Consider the following 18,225-nt stretch of genomic DNA (forward strand, 5'->3'; position numbering starts at 1 on the left):
ACTACATGTATGGGCTTCAGTCCCTGGCCATCTGACTGCATACCTCGGCTACGCGCCGGGTTGCCTCAGGCTTGGCCAGTCCGCGCGCCAGGCGCGCCATGTCTTTCAGTTGCGGCCGGTTCAGGCTGGCGATGGTTTGCGCCAGCCCGTCCGCCGTCAGTTCTTTTTGCTGCACGAGCAGGGCTGCGCCCTGCTTCGCCAGGAATTCCGCATTGGTCGTCTGGTGATCGTCCACCGCATGCGGGAACGGCACGAACAGCGCCGCCACGCCGGCGGCCGCCACTTCGGAAACCGTCATCGCGCCCGCGCGGCAGATCACCAGGTCGGCGTCGGCATATGCCTTCGCCATGTCGTCGATAAAAGGCACGGTCTGTGCAGACACCTGCGCGGCGGCATAGTTCGCGCGCAGCGTGTCGATCTGCTTCGCACCGGCCTGATGCGTGACCACCGGACGCTGCGCTTCAGGCAGCATGGCGATGGCCTTCGGCACGACGTCGTTGAGCGCCGCGGCGCCCAGGCTTCCGCCCACCACCAGTATGTTGAGCGGACCGGTGCGCTGGTCATAGCGTGCCTCCGGCCCGGCCATATGAGCGACTTCGTCGCGCACCGGATTGCCGGTCCACTCGCTGTCGGGCAGCGTGTCTGGGAACGCGCACAGCACGCGGTCGGCTACTTTGGCCAGCACCTTGTTGGCGAGGCCGGCGATGGAGTTCTGCTCGTGCAGCACCAGCGGGCGCCCGAGCAGCGAGGCCATCATGCCCGCCGGGAACGTGATATAGCCGCCCATGCCCAGCACCACGCTCGGCCGCACGCGACGCAACGCGCCGAGGCTTTGCCAGAACGCGCGCAGCAGGTTCAGCGGCAGCAGGAACTTGGTCACCAGGCCCTTGCCACGCAACCCGCCGAACTGGATGAACTCCATCGGGATATCGTGCTTCGGCACCAGCGTGGCTTCCATGCCCGTGCGGTTGCCCAGCCAGACCACCTTCCACCCCTGCTCGCGCAGCGCGTGCGCGACCGCCAGCCCCGGGAATACATGTCCCCCGGTGCCGCCGGCCATCACGAGCAGGGTGCGCTGCTGCGTCATACCTTCCCTCCACGCATCAGCACGCGGTTTTCATAGTCGATGCGCAGCAGGATCGCCAGCGCGACGCAATTCATCAGGATGCCCGAGCCGCCATAGCTGACCAGCGGCAGCGTCAGCCCCTTGGTCGGCAACAGGCCTAGGTTCACGCCCATATTGATAAAGGTCTGCCAGCCGATCCACACGCCGATGCCCTTGGCCACCAGGCCGGCAAAGGTGCGATCGAGCTGCAGCGCGGTGCGGCCAATGCCGAACGCGCGGCGCACCAGCCAGTAGAACAGGATGATCACGACCAGCACGCCCACAAAGCCGAATTCCTCGCCGATCACGGCGAGGATGAAGTCGGTGTGCGCCTCGGGCAGGTAGTGCAGCTTCTCGATGCTGCCGCCGAGGCCGACGCCGGTCCACTCCCCGCGCCCGAAGGCGATCAGCGAGTGCGTGAGCTGGTAGGCCTTGCCGAGCGCGTTGCTCTCTTCCCACGGGTTCAGGTACGCGAAGATCCGTTCGCGCCGCCATGGCGACGCCGTGATCAGCAGCGCGAACGCGCCGACCGCCACGCCGACCAGCCCCGCGAACAGCTTGCCGTTGATGCCGCCCAGGAACAGGATGCCCATGGCCACCGCTGCAATCACCAGAAACGCGCCCATGTCGGGCTCGAGCAGCAGCAGCATGCCGACCACCACCACGGCCACGCCCATCGGCAGGAAGCCCTTGGCCACGGTCTGCATCCATTCCTGCTTGCGCACGGTGTAGTTGGCCGCGTACAGCACCACCGCGAGCTTCATCAGCTCCGACGGCTGGAAATTCATGATCCCCAGCGGAATCCAGCGGCGCGCGCCGTTCACGCCCTTGCCGACGAATGGCACCAGCACCACCACCAGCATCAGGAGCGCGATGATGAAGAGCTTGGGCGCGTAGCGGTCCCACACCTTGACCGGAATCTGGAACGCCGCGAGTCCCACCGACAGCCCGATCAGCAGCGCGAACAAGTGCCGGACCAGGAAGTGGCTTTCGCGATAGTTGGCGTAGCGCGGCGAGTCCGGCAGCGCGATCGACGCCGAGTAGACCATCACCAGGCCGAGCGCGAGCAGCACGATCGCCACCCACAGCAGGGGCTGGTCGTACTCCATCATGCGCGAGCGGGTCGGCTTAACGCCGGATACCGCATCACGCAGGCCACCCCAGGCGTTGCCGATGGTGGCGCCGATAAAACCGCTGCGCTTGACCTGCGAGTCACTCATGGCATGATCCCCCGCGACAGGGCCAGTTCTTCCACCGCGGCGCGGAACACTTCGGCGCGGTGCACGTAGTTGCGGAACATGTCCAGGCTCGCGCACGCCGGCGACAGCAGCACGACATCGCCGCTCTCTGCCAGCTCCGCAGCCTTGTTGACGGCTTCTTCCAGCGTGTCGGCGTCCACCAGCGACGCGCCGCTGCCCTGCAGGGCATCGCGCAGTTCACCGGCAGCACGGCCGATCAAGACCACCGCGCGCCCGTACTGCGCCACCGGCGCGGCCAGCGGCGAGAAATCCTGGCCCTTGCCTTCGCCGCCGGCGATCAGCACGACGCGCTTGTCCAGGCCCGACAGCGCGGCCACCGTGGCGCCGACGTTGGTGCCCTTGCTGTCGTCGAAATACTCGATGTCGTCGATGGTCGCGACCCACTCCACGCGGTGCGGCTCGCCGCGGTATTCACGCAGGCCGTGCAGCAGCGCGTTGAGCGGCAGGTCGATGGCACGGCACAGCGCCAGCGCCGCCATGGCGTTGGTGGCGTTGTGCATGCCGCGGATATGCAGTGCATCGGCCGGCATCAGCCGCTTGTGGCGCACCGGCACGGCTTCCTGCTCGGCGGCGGCCTTGCGGCGGCGTGGCTTGTTCTCAGCCTCCGCTTCCGTATCGGTTTCGGCCAGTACCAGCCAGGGCATGCCGCCCTCGCGCAGCACGCCAAAGCTGCCAGGCGTCTCGGGCAGGTCGGTGCCGAACGTCACCGGCGCCGTGCCCGGACGGGCCATGTCCATGGTCAGGCGGTCATTGCGGTTCAGTACCTGCACGCAGGCCGTGCCGGCCGGGCCGAAGATGCGCGCCTTGGACGCGGCATAGGCTTCCATCGAGCCATGCCAGTCCAGATGGTCTTGCGTGACGTTGAGCACGGTCGCCGCGTGCGGCACCAGCGTGTGCGTGGTTTCGAGCTGGAAGCTCGACAGCTCCAGCACCCACACGTCCGGCAGCGTGACCGAGGCGATGCAGGCCGACAGCTTGTCCAGCGCCGACGGGCTGATATTGCCCGCCACCGCCACGCTTTTGCCCGCCCGCTCGACCAGCCGGCCGGTCAGCGCCGTGGTGGTGGTCTTGCCGTTGGTGCCGGTGATCGCCAGCACCTTCGGTGCGTAGCCGGACTCGGCCTGCAGGTGCGCCAGCGCGCGCGCGAACAGTTCGATCTCGCCCCACACGGGAATGCCACGCGCACGCGCGGCAGCCAGGAGTGCGCCGGTGTCGGCCTCGAGCGGCGACAGGCCCGGGCTGATCGCCACCATGCCGATGCCGTCGAGCAGGCTTTCGGCAAATGCGCCGCCCACGAACTCGGCCGTCGTCAACTCGGCCTGCAGGAAGACAAGGTTGGCGGGGGCCTCGCGCGTGTCGGCCACGCGCACCGCGCAGCCGTTCAGGCCACACCAGCGCGCCATGGCCAGCCCCGATTCGCCGAGGCCCAGTACCAGCACATGAGGTTTTTGCAGCTCGCCAAACACTTCGTATTCCCGCCTTTTGAGTTCAGTAATCCTGTTGTCTAAATAACCCGCGCCCGCATCAGCGCAGCTTCAGCGTCGACAGCCCGATCAGCACCAGCAGCATGGTGATGATCCAGAAGCGCACGGTGACCTGCGTCTCCTTCCAGCCGCTCAGCTCGAAATGGTGGTGCAGAGGCGCCATGCGGAACAGCCTTCGCCCTTCGCCATAGCGGCGCTTGGTGATCTTGAACCATGTGACCTGCAGCATCACCGACACGGTTTCCACGACGAAGATGCCGCCCATCACGAACAGCACGATCTCCTGCCGCACGATCACGGCGACCGTGCCAAGCGCGCCGCCCAGCGCCAGCGCGCCGACGTCGCCCATGAACACCTGCGCCGGGTGTGCGTTGAACCAGAGGAAGGCCAGCCCCGCGCCGGCCAGTGCCGAGCAGAAGATCAGCAGTTCGCCCGCGCCGGGGATATGCGGGAATAGCAGGTACTTGCTGTAGACCGAACTGCCCATCACGTAGGCAAACACGCCCAGGCCGCCGCCGACCAGCACGACCGGCATGATCACCAGGCCGTCCAGGCCATCGGTCAGGTTGACCGCATTGCTCGACCCGACGATCACCAGGTACGTCAGCACGATGAAGCCGGCCACGCCTAGCGGGTAGCTGATTTCCTTGAAGAAGGGCACGATCAGGTTGGATTTGTACGGCATGTCCAGCGACAGCCCGCCCTCGACCCAGTTCAGGAACAGTTCCCAGACGCGAACGTTGCTGCTTTCCGAGACCGAGAAAGCCAGGTAGACCGCGGCCACCAGCCCGATCAGCGTCTGCCAGAAGAACTTCTCGCGGCTCGACATGCCGCGCGGGTCGCGATAGACCACCTTGCGGTAGTCGTCGACCCAGCCGATGGCGCCATAGCCGAAGGTGACCAGCATCACCACCCAGATAAAGCGGTTGCCCCAATCGCACCACAGCAGCGTCGAGATGGCGATGGAGACGAGCACCAGCACGCCGCCCATGGTCGGCGTACCGGACTTGACCAGGTGGGTCTGCGGGCCGATCGTGCGCACGGCCTGGCCGACCTTCAGTTCGGTCAGCTTGCGAATGACCCACGGACCGGCCGCCAGGCCGATCACCAGCGCGGTGAGGTTGGCCATCACCGCGCGGAAGGTCAGGTAGTTGACGACCCGAAGGAAGCTGTAATCGTTTTGCAGCCACTGGGCCAGAGCCAATAACATCGTGTCTTCTTACTTAGTTTGCGGAAGTGTTTGCGACCAGCGCATCCACCATCCGTTCCATGCGCATAAAGCGCGATCCCTTCACCAGCACGGCGCCAGCCCCGGCCACCATGCCCCCTGCGTCTTCCTCCAGCGCCCGGACGAGATCCTCCGCCCGGCCGAAATGCCTGCCCTGCGCGCCGAATGCCTGCACGGCGTGCGGCGCCAGTGCGCCGATCGCCCACAGCGCCTCGATGCCGCGCGCGTGCGCGTAGGCGCCGATTTCGGTGTGGAAGGCCGGTCCCTGATCGCCCACTTCGCCCATGTCGCCCAGCACCAGCAGGCGCGGCGCGGCAAACCCGGCCAGCACGTCGATGGCGGCGCGCATGGAATCGGGGTTGGCGTTGTAGGTGTCGTCGATGACCACGGTACCGCCCGGCGTGTGCTTGACCTGCAGGCGGCCCTTGACAGGCTGGAACGCCGCGAGGCCTTCCCGGATCGCCGGGACCTGAACGCCGGCCGCCAGCGCACAGGCCGTTGCGGCCAGTGCATTGCGCACGTTGTGCGTGCCGAGCAGTCCGAGGCGAACCTCGAAGGCATGGCCCGGCGCGCGGACCTGCATCACCTGCACGCCGTCGACCAGCGCCACGGTGGCATGCACGTCCGCCTGGGGCGTGGTGCCGAAGCTCAGCACGCGGCGCGCTCCGGCAGCGTTACGCCACACCGCGGCGTGCTGGCCACCGCTTTCGTCGTCGAGCGGAAACACGGCCACGCCGTCGGCGGGCAGCGCGGCAATGGCCGCGGCGTGCTCTTGGGCCACCGCTTCCACGCTGACCATGAATTCCTGGTGCTCGCGCTGGGCGTTCGTGACCACGGCGACGGTCGGCTGGGCGATGCCGGCCAGGTAGACCGTCTCGCCCGGATGGTTCATGCCGAGTTCGAGCACGGCGAGACGGTGCGACGCGCGCAGGCGCAGCACCGTCAGCGGCAGGCCGATGTCGTTGTTCAGGTTGCCGCCGGTCGCCAGGCGCCGGTCTTCGCCCACGGCCGCGGCGAAGATGGCCGCGATCATTTCCTTGACCGTGGTCTTGCCGTTGCTGCCCGTCACCGCTACCGCCGGCAGCGTGAACTGGCGGCGCCACCCGGCGCCGAGTTCGCCGAGCGCGATACGCGTGTCGGGTGCGACGATCGCCGGCACGCCGGCATCGACCTCGCGGCTCACCAGCACGGCGACAGCGCCGCGCGCGACCACGTCGGCAATGAAATCGTGCGCGTCGAAACGCTCGCCCTTGAGCGCGACAAACAGGTCGCCCGGCTCGACCGTGCGGCTGTCGGTGTGCACGCGGGCAAAGCCCTGCGCGCCATCGCCCAAAACACGCGCGCCGGCAATCCAGCCGGCGGCTTCCTGCAAACTGGTCATTACTGGATGGCTCATGCCGATACCCCCCGCGCGGCGAGGGCCAGGCGTACGTGCTCGCGGTCCGAGAACGGCCGCTTGCGGCCATGGCTCTCCTGCGTGGCTTCATGGCCCTTGCCGGCCACCAGCACCACGTCGGCACCGGCCGCGTGCTTGATTGCATAAAGAATGGCGGCGGCGCGATCTTCGATCTGGCGCCCGCGCGCGCGGTCGGCCATGCCGTCGGCAATGGCGTCGAGGATGTCCTGCGGCTCCTCGCTGCGGGGGTTGTCGCTGGTCAGTACGATCTCGTCGGCGAGGCGTTCCGCCACCGCACCCATCAGCGGACGCTTGATCGGATCGCGGTCGCCGCCGCAGCCGAACACGCACCACAGGCGCCCATTACGCGCCTGGGCCACCGGGCGCAACGCTTCGAGCGTCTTTTCAAGCGCGTCGGGCGTGTGCGCGTAGTCGACCACGGCCAGCGGGCTGTCCTGGCCGCCGTGGGCGCCGAACAACTCCATGCGGCCGTCCACCGGCGCGAGTGCGCGCAATGCGGCCAGCGCGGCATCCCATGCCACGCCATTGGCCAGCGCCGCCCCCAGCACCGCCAGCAGGTTGCTGACATTGAACGCGCCGATCATCGGCGTCGCCACGTCGGCGCTGCCGAAGCTGCCATCGATATGGAAAGCGGTGCCGGTTGCCGTTGCACGGACACCGGTGGCACGCAGCCAGCGACCGCGCGTGCCGCTGACCGACGCGCCCGCCGGTCCGTCGATGCCGTACTCGATCACGTGCGGCGCGCGGATGGCCGCGCCGTTGGAAGCCAGCAGCCGACGGCCCATGCCGTCATCACGATTGATCACGGCGGTGCGCAGGCCGTCCCAGCCGAACAGGCGCGCCTTGGCGGCCTCGTACTCGGCCATGGTGCCGTGGTAGTCGAGGTGATCCTGAGTCAGGTTGGTCAGGACCGCCACCGAGAAATGCGTGCCGGCCACGCGCTCCTGCTCGAGTCCGTGCGAGGAGACCTCCATCGCCACCGCGCGTGCGCCGGCATCGTGCAGGCTGGCGAGGCTCGCCTGCAGTTGCACGGCGTCGGGCGTGGTGAAGCCGGTCGGCTGCAGCGCATCCGGGAAACCGGTGCCGAGCGTGCCGATGGTCGCGCACGGCGTACCGGTGGCCTGCAGCACCCGCGCCAGCCACTGGCTGCACGAGGTCTTGCCGTTGGTACCCGTCATGCCGGTCACCGCGAGCCCCCGCGCAGGATTGCCGTGCCAGCCGGCGGCGATCGGACCGGCCAGCTGATGCAGGTTCTCCAGCGCCAGGTGCGGGACCGTGTCACCGAAGGTCCAGTCGTAGCCATCGGCCTCAAAAACGATGGCGCCAGCGCCGGCGGCGATGGCCTGGGCGATATGCGGGCGGCCGTCGGTGGACAAACGTTCATTGCCCAGCACGTAGGCGAAGAAGACATCGCCGCGCGCCAGCCGGCGCGTGTCGCCGGTCAGCTGCGCATTGGCCGGCACCTTGGTACGCAGCCAGGCCAGCGCGTCGCTGGCCTGTGCGGCGATCTCGAGCGGGAGCAGCGGCTTGGCCGTCATTGCGTCGAGCTCCACGGTTCGCTTTCCTGCACCTTGTCGCTGACCACCAGCTGGCGGATCGGCGAATCGGGCTGGACGTTCAGGGCGCGCAGCGTGCCGCCGGTGATGGCGGCGAAGACCGGGCCGGCCACGGCGCCGCCGTAGTGGCTGCCGGCGGTCGGCTCGTCCACGCTGACGGCCACGATCACACGCGGGTTGGACATCGGCGCCAGGCCGATGAACGAGGCGCGGTACTTGCTGCGGTTGTAGCCGCGGCCTTCGTGCTTGTACGCGGTACCGGTCTTGCCGCCGACGCGGTAGCCCATCACCTGCGCTTCCGGCGCGGTGCCGCCCGGCGCTGTCACGGTTTCGAGCATGCCGCGCACGTCGCGGGCAACCTGCGGCGACAGGATGCGCTCGCCGGTGACGGGACCGTTGGTGCGGAACATCGACACGGGAATGATCTCGCCGTCATGGGCGAAGATCGTGTAGGCATGTGCCATCTGGAACAGCGACACCGACAGGCCGTAGCCGTAGGACATGGTGGCCTGCTCGATCGGGCGCCAGCTCTTGTACGGCCGCACGCGACCCGCCACGGCGCCCGGGAAGCCGATCTTCGGCGCCTGGCCCAGGCCCACGCTGGTGAACATGTCCCACATTTCCTGGGGCTTCATCATCATCGCGATCTTGGTCGTGCCGATATTGCTCGACTTCTGGATCACGCCGCCCACGGTCAGCGCGCCGTAGTTGTGGGTATCGCTGATGGTGGCGCCTTCGAAGTTGTACTTGCCGGTGGTGATGATCACCGTCGACGGGGTCACGCGCTTGAGCTGCAGGGCCAGGCCGATCGAAATCGGCTTCATCATCGAGCCCGGCTCGAAGGTGTCGGTCAGCACGCGGTTGCGCAGTTGCTCGCCCGACAGCCGGGTGCGGTCGTTGGGGTTGTAGGTCGGCCAGTTGGCCAGCGCCAGCACTTCGCCGGTCTGGGCGTCGAGCACCACCGCGCTGGCGGCCTTGGCCTTGCTGCGCTCGACCACCGCCTTCAGTTCGTTGTAGGCCAGGTACTGGATCTTGGCGTCGATCGACAGCTGCATGTCGGCGCCGTCGCGCGGCGTCTTGATGATGCCGACGTCCTCGACCACGCGGCCCAGGCGGTCCTTGATCACCTGGCGCGCGCCGGCGCGCCCGGCCAGGCCGGCCTCGCGCGCGAGCTCCACGCCTTCCTGGCCGCGGTCCTCGACATTGGTGAAGCCGACGATGTGCGCCATGGCCTCGCCTTCGGGGTAGAAGCGCTTGTATTCGCGCGTCTGGTGGATCCCTTCGATCTTGAGCGCGGCGATCTTCTCCGCCACGTCCGGCTGCACCTGGCGCTTCAGGTAGACAAAGCTCTTGTCTTCCGACAGCTTGCGCCCCAGGTCCTTCTCGGACATGTCGAGCAGCTTCGCGAGCTGGCGGATCTTGGCGGCTTCGACCTGGTTGGGCACGTCTTCGGGCACCGCCCAGATCGCCTTGACCGGCAGGCTGGTGGCCAGCACCAGGCCGTTGCGGTCCAGGATCTTGCCGCGCGTGGCGGGCAGCTCGAGCGTGCGCTGGAAGCGCTTCTTGCCTTCCGCTTCGTAGAACTGGTTGCCCGGGCCCTGGATCCACAGCGCGCGCACGGCCAGCGCCACGAACGCCGCGAACATCAGGAACACGACGAACTTGGAGCGCCACATCGGCAGGCGCAGGCCCAGCACGGGGCTGGCCGAGAACTGGCCGGTGCGCGGACGGGAGTTATTCGGGCGGTTGCGCGAGGGGGCGCCGTTGCGGGGCATGTTCATGGACGTTCCTCCCCGGCGGGAGCCGATGCGGCCGCCGCGGGTGCCGGCGCCGCCTGCGGCAGCACGATACCCGAGAGGTACTGGGTCCGGCCCGCCATGACCGGCGCCATGTGCAGCTGGGTACGCGCGGCCTCCGCAATGCGCGCGCTCTTGCCCAGCGCGCTTTGCTGGTATTGCAGCCGCGACCAGTCGACGCCGAGCTGCTTCTCCTCGGACTGTGCGCGTTCCATCGCCACAAACAGCGTGCGCGCCTGGTGCTGCGCGCTCACCAGCGAGAGCGCGCAGAAGATCAGCGCGGCGAGCAGGAAGAAGGTCAGGCGATTCATGCCGGCCGACCTCCCTGGCCCGGTACGGCCGGCGCCAGCTTCTCGGCCACGCGCATCACGGCCGAGCGCGCGCGCGGGTTGTCGGCAACCTCCTGCGCGCCGGGCTTGACGCGGCCCAGCAGGCGCAGCGTCGGCTGCGGCAGGTCGGCCGCGCGCAGCGGCGCGCGGCGCAGCGCCGGATCGGCATCCTGCTGGGGACGGGCGTGCGCCGCCATGAACCGCTTGACGATACGGTCCTCCAGCGAATGGAAGCTGATCACCACGAGGCGGCCCCCTACCTGCAGCAGGTCATAGGCGGCCTTCAGCCCTCTTTCGAGGTCCTCAAGCTCTTGATTGATGTGAATCCGTAGAGCCTGAAAGGTGCGGGTCGCAGGGTCCTGACCCTTCTCGCGTGTTTTGACGGCTTTCGCCACGAGCGCGGCAAGGTCGGCAGTAGTGGCGAGAGGTCCGCCATCGCCGGGTTCGCGCCGGCGAGCAACAATCGCCTTTGCAATCTGTACAGCAAACCGTTCTTCCCCATAGTCTCGTATCACCCTGGCAATGTCGTGCTCTTCCGCCTGCGCCAGCCACTGGGCGGCAGTGATGCCGCGCGTGGTGTCCATGCGCATGTCCAGCGGGCCCTCGAAACGAAAGGAAAACCCCCTCGCCGCCTCGTCGATCTGGGGCGAGCTGATCCCCAGGTCGAGGAGCACGCCAGCCACATGGCCACGCCCGGCCAGGCGCTCGCCCATGGCTGCAAAGCTCTCGTGCTCAATGGAGAAGCGGGCATCCTGGATGGTGCCCGCTTCTGCGATTGCTGCTGGGTCCTTGTCGAATGCGACGAGAGCCCCGTCTGGCCCCAGCCGGGCCAGAACCGCCCGGCTGTGCCCTCCCCTGCCGAAGGTGCCGTCCACGTAGGCGCCGTCCGGGCGCCAGACCAGCGCCTCGACGGCCTCGTCCAGCAGCACGGTGCGATGGCGCAGGGCGGGGGTTGCCGGAGATCCGGTAGGACTCATGACCTTGTCAGAAAGAGAAATTCTTCAATGCTTCCGGCATGCCTTGCGCCATCGCCTGTTGTTCCTTGGCGGCGTATGTCGCGGCATCCCAGACTTCGAAATGGCTGCCCATGCCGAGCAGCATGACTTCCTTGTCGAGCATGGCGGCACCGCGCAGCTCCGGTGCAATCAGCACGCGGCCTGCGCCGTCCATCTCCACGTCGGCAGCGTTGCCCAGGAAGATGCGCTTCCACCAGTGCGCATCCATCGGTAGCGCCGCAATCCGTTCCCGGAAAACTTCCCACTCGGGCCTGGGAAACAGCAGCAGGCAGCCGTCCGGGTGCTTGGTCAGCGTCACCCGGCCGTCGGCCTGCTGTTGCAGCGCTTCCCGGTGCCGCGACGGAATGGACATCCGCCCCTTGGCATCCAGCGAGAGCGCCGATGCTCCCTGAAACAAGCTCGCCCCCCGGTCCCGACCGGCTTCTGCCTTGCCGGCACGTGCGTGAATCGCTCAGTTCCCGACCCTGTGGATCATCCCACGGGAGGGGCTCAATTTCACACAAAAATACACTTCCTCACACTATTTCCCACTTTAGAGGAAGCAATTTCGCGGGTCAAGGCTCGCTGCAGGGCAACAAACCGGGATTCTCGAATCAGAACAAAGACTTAGCGCGCACACCGACACGCACGCAAAGGCGAATCCTTAATGAAATGAAGATCTTAGGGAGGAAAGCAGAGAAACCACCTGAGAACCACCGCGGGGGGAACTGCCGACGGTGCGGGAAAGACCGGCCCGCGACCGTGGGGAAGGATACAACATTCGCCACACCTGGCCGCCGAAATGGGGCCGGCGTCGGGCTCCTCTTGAGAGTCAGATCCGGTAGGCGGCCGTGGTCATCACGCGCGAAGCACCGCGCATCAGCGCGCGCACCGGAGCCGGCAACGGCAGGCCGCCGGCAGCGCGGGCGGCGTCGCCGTGGCGGATCTCGTCGTCGCGCATCTGTTCGAGGATGACGCGCGAGCGGCCGTCCGCGTCGGGCAGGCGTTCAAGGTGGCCGCTCAGGTGCTGCTCGACCTGGTGCTCGGTCTCGGCCACGAAACCCAGGCTGACGCGGTCGCCGGCACGTCCGGCCAGGAAGCCGATGGCAAAGGCGCCGGCATACCAGAGCGGGTTCAGCAAGCTCGGCCGCGAGTCCAGTTCGCGCAGGCGTTCGGCGCACCAGGCGAGGTGGTCTTCTTCCTCGCGCGCGGCGGCGTCCATCTGGGCCCGCACGTCACCGTTGCGCGCGGTGAGTTTCTGCGCCTGGTACAGGGCCTGCGCGCAGACCTCGCCAACATGGTTGATGCGCATCAGGCCAGCCACGTGGCGGCGCTCGTCCGCACTGAGTTGGCCGTCGTCCGGCGCCAGCCGGTCTGCCGGGTTGGAACGGCCCGAACGCGTGGCGCCGGCGATGGCGCGCAGTGCCATGTCGAATTCGCGGATGAAGTTGTCCATGCGGGAAAGCGAATAGAGCAGAGAAATCAAAAGAAAGGCAGGCAAATGGGCCCGAAATTTCCGCACTGCCAGCGCGAACATGCCGCCGCACAACCGGCGCAAGCATCGGGATTACCCGCATTGTAGCAAGCCTCTAACTCCCGCCAACCCATGCCAGGCCTCGCTATTTACCCAAAAGTACACAAAAACCCTGAGTTGTTAAAAGAAGACAAAGGGCATTGGCACCAGATAGTGAATTTAGGGTTGTTTGTTACAGTACTTCGCAACTTCTTACGAAGTTTGGCAATAGGGAATGGAGACCTTAGGAGGTTTCCCCGTTGACCACATAACAATCATTAGTGGAGATCCTGGAGCATGAAAAAATCGCTTATCGCGATGGCGGCATTGGGTGCCTTTGCTGGTGCGGCACAAGCACAATCGAGCGTGACGCTGTACGGCGTGGTGGACGCCAATATCGAGTACGTTAATAACGTTGGCGTCGTGCCCACTGCAGCCAACGGCTTCAATCGTGGCCCGTCCCATTCCGTTACCCGCATGGATCCTGGCGGCCTGTCCGGGTCGCGCTGGGGCTTGCGCGGCACTGAGGACCTCGGCGCCGGCCTGAAGGCTGTGTTCGTGCTTGAGAGCGGCTTCAGCAGCGACACGGGCGGCCTCCAGCAAAGCGGCCGCCTCTTTGGTCGCCAGTCTTTCGTGGGTCTGCAAAGCGACAGCATCGGGCAGTTCACCTTCGGTCGCCAGTACGTCGCGATGTTCGACGCCCTGGCTAACTTCTCGCCGACCGCCTATGCCACCCAGTACGAGCCGGTCGTACTGCAGCAAGGTCCGAACTACCGCGAGGACAACACCATCAAGTACACGGGCAAGTTCGGCCCGTTCACCGCTGGAGCCCACTGGTCGTTCGGCACGGGCGTAGCCTTGCCGGCAACCGTTGGCGTGGCAACGCCGATCGGTGGCAACGGTGAAGTCCCGGGCGCGTTCCGGCGCGATACCGGCTACGGTGCGGCTGTCACCTACCTTGAAGGCCCGTTCGGCGCAACCATTGGCTACGACCAGTGGAATCCGACCATCGGTACCGGCAACGGCACCGTCAAGAAGGCTTCGGTCGCTGGCAGCTATTCGTGGGGTCCGGCCAAGATCATGGGCGGTTACCGTTGGGGCCAGCAGAAGAACAACGCAGACGTGCTGATCCAGCGTGACGACTTCTTCTGGGTCGGCGCCAACTACCAAGTCACCCCCTCTGTCGGCCTGACGCTCGAGTACAACTACGACAACATCAAGAGCCTGTTCGGCGACACGCACGTTGCCAACCCGTGGCAAATCGCCTTCGTTGCGAATTACGCATTCTCCAAGCGCACCGATGTCTACCTGAGCACCGCCTACGCCAGGAACGCTGGCCTCACGATGGAATCCCTGGCCACTACGTACGCCACGAGCCTTTCCCTTGGCCAAAGCTATGCGCTGGCCAATGGTCAGAGCTCGATGTTCGGCGCCGCCATCGGTATCCGCCACAAGTTCTGATCCAGGACTTCCATGGCATGGCAAAGGCACCTGTTCGGGTGCCTTTTTTCATGAGTGCGTGGGGCGACGCATAGGGCATTTCCTCATCGGCGTGGTCACGGGCAGTAACTAGAATGCCCTCACCAGCCAACCAGTCCACCGGACAAGAGAGGAGACATCCATGCAACGCAATCGCCGGCGCCTGATGGCGCTGCTGCTGTCCGGCTGCCTGGCCGGACTGGTCGGCCAGGCGGCCATGGCGGCCGATCCCTATCCAAACAAGCCGATCCGGCTCGTGGTGCCTTTCGCGGCGGGCGGGACGACCGACATCCTGGCGCGCGCCGTGGCGGCCGAGCTGGCGAAACTGCCCGGCTGGAACGTGGTGGTCGACAACAAGCCCGGAGCCGGCGGCAATATCGGTGCCGACATCGTGGCCAAGTCCGCGCCCGACGGCTACACGCTGCTGATGGGCACGGTCGGCACGCACGGCATCAACCAGTCGCTGTACAGCAAGTTGCCGTTCGATCCGATCAAGGACTTCGCGCCGATCACGGAAGTGGCCGCGGTGCCCAACGTGCTGGTCGTCAACCCGGCCTTCGCCCAGCAGAACAAGATCAACAATGTGCGCGACCTGATCGCCTACGCGCGCGCCAATCCGGGCAAGCTGAACATGGCGTCGAGCGGCAACGGCACGTCCATCCACCTGGCGGGCGAACTGTTCAAGACGCAGACGCGCACCTACATGGTCCACTTCCCGTACAAGGGCAGCGGCCCCGCGCTGACGGACCTCGCCGGCGGCACCATGCAGGTCATGTTCGACAACCTGCCGTCCTCGATGGCGCTGATCAAGGCCGGCAAGCTCAAGGCGCTGGCCGTGACCAGCGCGAAGCCATCGCCGGCCCTGCCCGACGTGCCGACCATCGCCGCCGCCGCGAACCTTCCTTCCTTCGAGGCCAGCTCCTGGTTCGGTCTGCTGGCGCCGGCCGGCACGTCGCCCGAGATCATCAGCCGGCTGCAGCATGAGGTGGCCAAGGCGCTGGGCTCGCCGGCCGTGCGCGAGCGCCTGCAGGCCCAGGGCGCGGAGCCGGTCGGCAACACGCCCGAGCAGTTCGCCGCGCTGATCAAGGCCGAAACCGCCAAGTGGGCCCAAGTGGTCAAGGCGTCCGGGGCCAAGGTGGACTGAGGTAGCGGTTCGAACAGTCCAACCGGCATATACTTGAGGCATCAAATGTCTGGGCAGCCCGCCGGAGCGGGCCGCCCGGCCGCACAACCTGCCATAGAAATGCCCAATCCCTCCACCGCCGGCAATGCCGATGCCGCCCCGGTCGACCTGGAAACCCGCGCCGGCGACACCGTGCATGAAGCGCTGCGCCTGTGGTTGCGCCTGCTGACCTGCACCAACCTCGTGGAAGCCGACATCCGCAGCCGGCTGCGCCAGGACTTCGCCTGCACCCTGCCCCGCTTCGACCTGATGGCCCAGCTCGATCGCCATCCGGAAGGCCTGAAGATGGGCGAGCTGTCGCGCCGCATGATGGTGACCGGGGGCAACGTCACCGGCATCACCGACCAGTTGCAGGAAGAAGGACTGGTCTCGCGCGAAGCCCTGCCTACCGACCGGCGTGCCTACCTGATCCGGCTCACGCCCGCCGGCCGCGAGGCGTTTTCCCGCATGGCGCGCGCGCATGAAGACTGGATCGAGCAACTGTTCGCGGGACTGGCCGATACCGACCGCCGCGCCCTGTTCCGCCTGCTTGGCCGGCTCAAGGCCGGCCTGACTTCGCCATGAAGACCCCACGCATACTGGTCCTGGCCGCCCTGCTGACCGTGCTGGCCGGCTGCAACACGGCGCCGCCCGCGCCGCAGGTCACGCCGCTCAATGCCACCATCAAGCTCGGCCGCGTCACCGAAAAGACTTTCCTGACCCGCATCGATGTCGCCGACAACGCCGGCTACGGCAACTATGGCGGCGTCGGCGTCGGTGCGGTGGGAGGCAGCGGTGGCGGCGGAGGCGGCGTGGGCGTAGGCTTCTCGTTCGACCTCTCGCGGCTGTTCAACCGGCCGCCGCCGCAGCAGCAGATCGACCTGTTCCAATACAAGGTGCGCACCCTCGACGGCACCATCGCCTCGGTCAATGCCCCGTCCGCGCCCGGGCTGGAGCCGGGTGCCTGCGTGCGGCTGATCTACCCGGACGGCGGCAGCGAACCGCGCATGGCGCCATCAAACGAGTGCTGAACCACGCGTGCAAAGCAAAACGGCCTCCCTCAACAGCGTGAGGGAGGCCGTTCCGTTTGCCTTGGGCCTGGATCAGGCCGCCTGGCGCGTATCGCGCAGTTCGCGGCGCAGGATCTTGCCGACGTTGGTCTTCGGCAGCTCGGTGCGGAATTCCACGTACTTGGGCCGCTTGTAGCCGGTCAGGCGTTCCTTGCAGAACTCGATCACGTCCGCCTCGGTAAGGGCCGGGTCCTTCTTCACCACGTAGAGCTTCACCACCTCGCCCGAGTGCGTGTCGGGCACGCCCACGGCCGCGACTTCCAGCACGCCGGGACATTCGGCCACCACGCCTTCGATCTCGTTCGGATAGACGTTGAATCCCGACACCAGGATCATGTCCTTCTTGCGGTCGACGATCTTCGTGTACCCGCGTTCATCCATCACGCCGATATCGCCGGTCTTGAAGAAGCCGTCAGGCGTCATGACCTTGGCGGTCTCGTCCGGACGGTTCCAGTAGCCAGCCATCACCTGCGGGCCGCGGATGCAGATCTCGCCGGGCTGGCCGAGTGGCACGTCGCGGCCGTCATCATCGCGGATGGCGATATCGGTCGACGGCAGCGGCAGGCCGATGGTGCCGGAGAACGCCGTGCTGTCGGTCGGGTTGCAGGTCGCCGAAGGCGAGGTCTCGGACAGGCCGTAGCCCTCGATGATCGGGCAGCCGGTCTTGGCCAGCCACTGCCTGGCCACCGCTTCCTGCACCGCCATGCCGCCGCCGTTGGCCACGCGCAGGCCCGAGAAATCGACCTTGCTGATTTCCGGGTTGTTGAGCAGCGCGTTGTACAGCGTGTTGACCGCCGGGAACATGTGGAACTTGTATTTCTGCAGTTCCCTGATGAAACCCGGGATGTCGCGCGGATTCGGGATCAGCACGCTCATGCCGCCATTGCGCATGCCCAGCAGGCAGCAGACCGTCAGCGCGAAGATGTGGTACAGCGGCAGCGCGGTGATCGTGACCACCTGCTCGATCGGCGCGCCCTTGTTCAACGCCGGCTGCATCCACGCTTCGGACTGCAGCACGTTGGCCACGACGTTCCGATGCAGCAGCTCCGCGCCCTTGGAAACGCCAGTGGTACCGCCCGTGTATTGCAGGAACGCGACGTCGTCCGGGCCGGTCGTGGCCGGCTGCAGCGTGAGCTTGCGCCCTTCCGCCAGCACGGCGTTGAAGCGCACGCAGTTCGGCAGTTCCCACTCCGGCACCATCTTCTTGACGTTGCGCACCACGAAATTGACGATCGCGCCCTTGAGGCCGCCCAGCATGTCGCCCATGCTCGCGACCACCACGTGCTTCACCGGCGTGCGCGCCAGCACCTGCTGCAGCGTGGTGGCGAAGTTCTCGAGGATGACGATGGCCTCGGCGCCGCTGTCCTTGAGCTGGTGCTCCAGTTCGCGCGGGGTATAAAGCGGGTTGACGTTGACCACGACAAACCCGGCGCGCAGCACGGCGGCCAGCACCACCGGATACTGCAGCACGTTCGGCATCATGATCGCCACGCGCGCGCCCGGACGCAGGCCGCGCGACTGCAGCCACGCGGCGAAGTGCGTGGACATCCGGTCCAGCTCGCCGTAGGTGATGGCCTTGTCCATGCAAACGAAGGCACGGCGGTTGGCATAGGTGCGGAAGGAATGCTCGAGCAGCTGCGCAAGCGAGGGAAACTGGCTGGCATCGATTTCGGCGGGTACGCCGGCCGGGTAGTGTTTCAGCCAAAACCTGTCCATGACACCGTCTCCTGATTTCTGAATGGTCGTTCGATTTTTCGGGAATGCTAAACGGCGCCCCGTATGAAAACAACACGTTAGATGAAGTCCTCAGGGGCCGGGCCAGCGCTCAGGAG

At 66.6% G+C, this 18,225-nt stretch carries 16 protein-coding genes; 4 read left to right on the forward strand and 12 right to left on the reverse strand.

Going from position 1 to position 18,225, the window contains the following annotated elements; all coding sequences use genetic code 11:
- Positions 1-16 precede the first annotated feature (16 nt).
- The 11 genes from murG to coq7 all read right to left on the reverse strand — a co-directional run bounded on the left by murG (position 17) and on the right by coq7 (position 12,625).
- Positions 17-1,087 carry an undecaprenyldiphospho-muramoylpentapeptide beta-N-acetylglucosaminyltransferase gene (gene murG, locus AC3FKG_RS03180; RefSeq protein WP_488742389.1) on the reverse strand — a complete coding sequence of 357 codons (1,071 nt, stop codon included), beginning with the start codon at positions 1,085-1,087 and terminating at the stop codon, positions 17-19.
- Positions 1,084-2,325: a putative lipid II flippase FtsW gene (gene ftsW, locus AC3FKG_RS03185; RefSeq protein WP_483709427.1), complete on the reverse strand. Its 1,242-nt coding sequence runs from the start codon at positions 2,323-2,325 to the stop codon at positions 1,084-1,086. The genes murG and ftsW overlap by 4 nt, the downstream gene beginning before the upstream one ends.
- Positions 2,322-3,830, reverse strand: coding sequence for a UDP-N-acetylmuramoyl-L-alanine--D-glutamate ligase (murD, locus tag AC3FKG_RS03190; RefSeq protein WP_488742390.1), 1,509 nt, complete (start codon positions 3,828-3,830; stop codon positions 2,322-2,324). The genes ftsW and murD overlap by 4 nt, the downstream gene beginning before the upstream one ends.
- A 58-nt stretch (positions 3,831-3,888) precedes the next feature.
- On the reverse strand, positions 3,889-5,058 hold the full coding sequence (gene mraY / locus AC3FKG_RS03195) for a phospho-N-acetylmuramoyl-pentapeptide-transferase (RefSeq protein ID WP_483709429.1): 1,170 nt from the start codon (positions 5,056-5,058) through the stop codon (positions 3,889-3,891).
- 13 nt (positions 5,059-5,071) lie between these two features.
- Positions 5,072-6,472: a UDP-N-acetylmuramoyl-tripeptide--D-alanyl-D-alanine ligase gene (locus tag AC3FKG_RS03200; RefSeq protein ID WP_488742391.1), complete on the reverse strand. Its 1,401-nt coding sequence runs from the start codon at positions 6,470-6,472 to the stop codon at positions 5,072-5,074.
- On the reverse strand, positions 6,469-8,031 hold the full coding sequence (locus tag AC3FKG_RS03205; RefSeq protein ID WP_488742416.1) for a UDP-N-acetylmuramoyl-L-alanyl-D-glutamate--2,6-diaminopimelate ligase: 1,563 nt from the start codon (positions 8,029-8,031) through the stop codon (positions 6,469-6,471). The genes AC3FKG_RS03200 and AC3FKG_RS03205 overlap by 4 nt, the downstream gene beginning before the upstream one ends.
- Positions 8,028-9,830, reverse strand: a complete 1,803-nt coding sequence (locus AC3FKG_RS03210; protein ID WP_483709432.1) for a peptidoglycan D,D-transpeptidase FtsI family protein — start codon at positions 9,828-9,830, stop codon at positions 8,028-8,030. The genes AC3FKG_RS03205 and AC3FKG_RS03210 overlap by 4 nt, the downstream gene beginning before the upstream one ends.
- Complete coding sequence (gene ftsL / locus AC3FKG_RS03215) at positions 9,827-10,156, reverse strand: cell division protein FtsL (protein WP_488742392.1); 330 nt, start codon at positions 10,154-10,156, stop codon at positions 9,827-9,829. Before ftsL ends, AC3FKG_RS03210 begins: the two co-directional genes overlap by 4 nt.
- The gene (rsmH, locus tag AC3FKG_RS03220) at positions 10,153-11,151 is read right to left on the reverse strand and encodes a 16S rRNA (cytosine(1402)-N(4))-methyltransferase RsmH (RefSeq protein WP_483730452.1); all 999 of its coding nucleotides are present in this window, start codon (positions 11,149-11,151) and stop codon (positions 10,153-10,155) included. The genes ftsL and rsmH overlap by 4 nt, the downstream gene beginning before the upstream one ends.
- Positions 11,152-11,158: 7 nt before the next feature.
- A complete protein-coding gene (gene mraZ, locus AC3FKG_RS03225; protein ID WP_483709435.1) occupies positions 11,159-11,587 on the reverse strand; it encodes a division/cell wall cluster transcriptional repressor MraZ in 429 nt (142 codons plus the stop codon).
- A 414-nt stretch (positions 11,588-12,001) separates the two neighbouring features.
- The gene (coq7, locus tag AC3FKG_RS03230) at positions 12,002-12,625 is read right to left on the reverse strand and encodes a 2-polyprenyl-3-methyl-6-methoxy-1,4-benzoquinone monooxygenase (protein WP_488742393.1); all 624 of its coding nucleotides are present in this window, start codon (positions 12,623-12,625) and stop codon (positions 12,002-12,004) included.
- 354 nt (positions 12,626-12,979) lie between these two features.
- On the opposite strand from coq7, the gene AC3FKG_RS03235 reads away from it, so the two are divergent.
- The 4 genes from AC3FKG_RS03235 (at position 12,980) to AC3FKG_RS03250 (ending at position 16,354) form a co-directional block, all read left to right on the forward strand.
- On the forward strand, positions 12,980-14,143 hold the full coding sequence (locus AC3FKG_RS03235) for a porin (RefSeq protein ID WP_488742394.1): 1,164 nt from the start codon (positions 12,980-12,982) through the stop codon (positions 14,141-14,143).
- 160 nt (positions 14,144-14,303) lie between these two features.
- Positions 14,304-15,305 carry a Bug family tripartite tricarboxylate transporter substrate binding protein gene (locus AC3FKG_RS03240; RefSeq protein WP_488742395.1) on the forward strand — a complete coding sequence of 334 codons (1,002 nt, stop codon included), beginning with the start codon at positions 14,304-14,306 and terminating at the stop codon, positions 15,303-15,305.
- Between the two features lie 99 nt (positions 15,306-15,404).
- Entirely contained in the window at positions 15,405-15,908 is a 504-nt protein-coding gene (locus tag AC3FKG_RS03245) for a MarR family winged helix-turn-helix transcriptional regulator (protein WP_483709441.1), read from the forward strand.
- Entirely contained in the window at positions 15,905-16,354 is a 450-nt protein-coding gene (locus AC3FKG_RS03250) for a hypothetical protein (RefSeq protein WP_488742396.1), read from the forward strand. Before AC3FKG_RS03245 ends, AC3FKG_RS03250 begins: the two co-directional genes overlap by 4 nt.
- Positions 16,355-16,426: 72 nt before the next feature.
- Here the strand turns inward: AC3FKG_RS03250 and AC3FKG_RS03255 are convergent, their stop codons facing one another.
- Positions 16,427-18,109, reverse strand: a complete 1,683-nt coding sequence (locus AC3FKG_RS03255; protein ID WP_488742397.1) for a long-chain fatty acid--CoA ligase — start codon at positions 18,107-18,109, stop codon at positions 16,427-16,429.
- Positions 18,110-18,225 lie beyond the last annotated feature (116 nt).

The organism is Cupriavidus sp. 22TCCZM04-2 (genome assembly GCF_057798895.1).

Bases quoted from the DNA above. Each gene is read 5' to 3' on its own strand.
- ftsL (WP_488742392.1), bottom strand. From the start codon at position 10,156: ATGAATCGCCTGACCTTCTTCCTGCTCGCCGCGCTGATCTTCTGCGCG.
- AC3FKG_RS03210 (WP_483709432.1), bottom strand. From the start codon at position 9,830: ATGAACATGCCCCGCAACGGCGCCCCCTCGCGCAACCGCCCGAATAAC.
- AC3FKG_RS03255 (WP_488742397.1), bottom strand. From the start codon at position 18,109: ATGGACAGGTTTTGGCTGAAACACTACCCGGCCGGCGTACCCGCCGAA.
- AC3FKG_RS03200 (WP_488742391.1), bottom strand. From the start codon at position 6,472: ATGAGCCATCCAGTAATGACCAGTTTGCAGGAAGCCGCCGGCTGGATT.
- ftsW (WP_483709427.1), bottom strand. From the start codon at position 2,325: ATGAGTGACTCGCAGGTCAAGCGCAGCGGTTTTATCGGCGCCACCATC.
- rsmH (WP_483730452.1), bottom strand. From the start codon at position 11,151: ATGAGTCCTACCGGATCTCCGGCAACCCCCGCCCTGCGCCATCGCACC.
- coq7 (WP_488742393.1), bottom strand. From the start codon at position 12,625: ATGGACAACTTCATCCGCGAATTCGACATGGCACTGCGCGCCATCGCC.
- AC3FKG_RS03245 (WP_483709441.1), top strand. From the start codon at position 15,405: ATGCCCAATCCCTCCACCGCCGGCAATGCCGATGCCGCCCCGGTCGAC.
- AC3FKG_RS03205 (WP_488742416.1), bottom strand. From the start codon at position 8,031: ATGACGGCCAAGCCGCTGCTCCCGCTCGAGATCGCCGCACAGGCCAGC.
- mraY (WP_483709429.1), bottom strand. From the start codon at position 5,058: ATGTTATTGGCTCTGGCCCAGTGGCTGCAAAACGATTACAGCTTCCTT.
- AC3FKG_RS03235 (WP_488742394.1), top strand. From the start codon at position 12,980: ATGAAAAAATCGCTTATCGCGATGGCGGCATTGGGTGCCTTTGCTGGT.
- murG (WP_488742389.1), bottom strand. From the start codon at position 1,087: ATGACGCAGCAGCGCACCCTGCTCGTGATGGCCGGCGGCACCGGGGGA.
- AC3FKG_RS03240 (WP_488742395.1), top strand. From the start codon at position 14,304: ATGCAACGCAATCGCCGGCGCCTGATGGCGCTGCTGCTGTCCGGCTGC.
- AC3FKG_RS03250 (WP_488742396.1), top strand. From the start codon at position 15,905: ATGAAGACCCCACGCATACTGGTCCTGGCCGCCCTGCTGACCGTGCTG.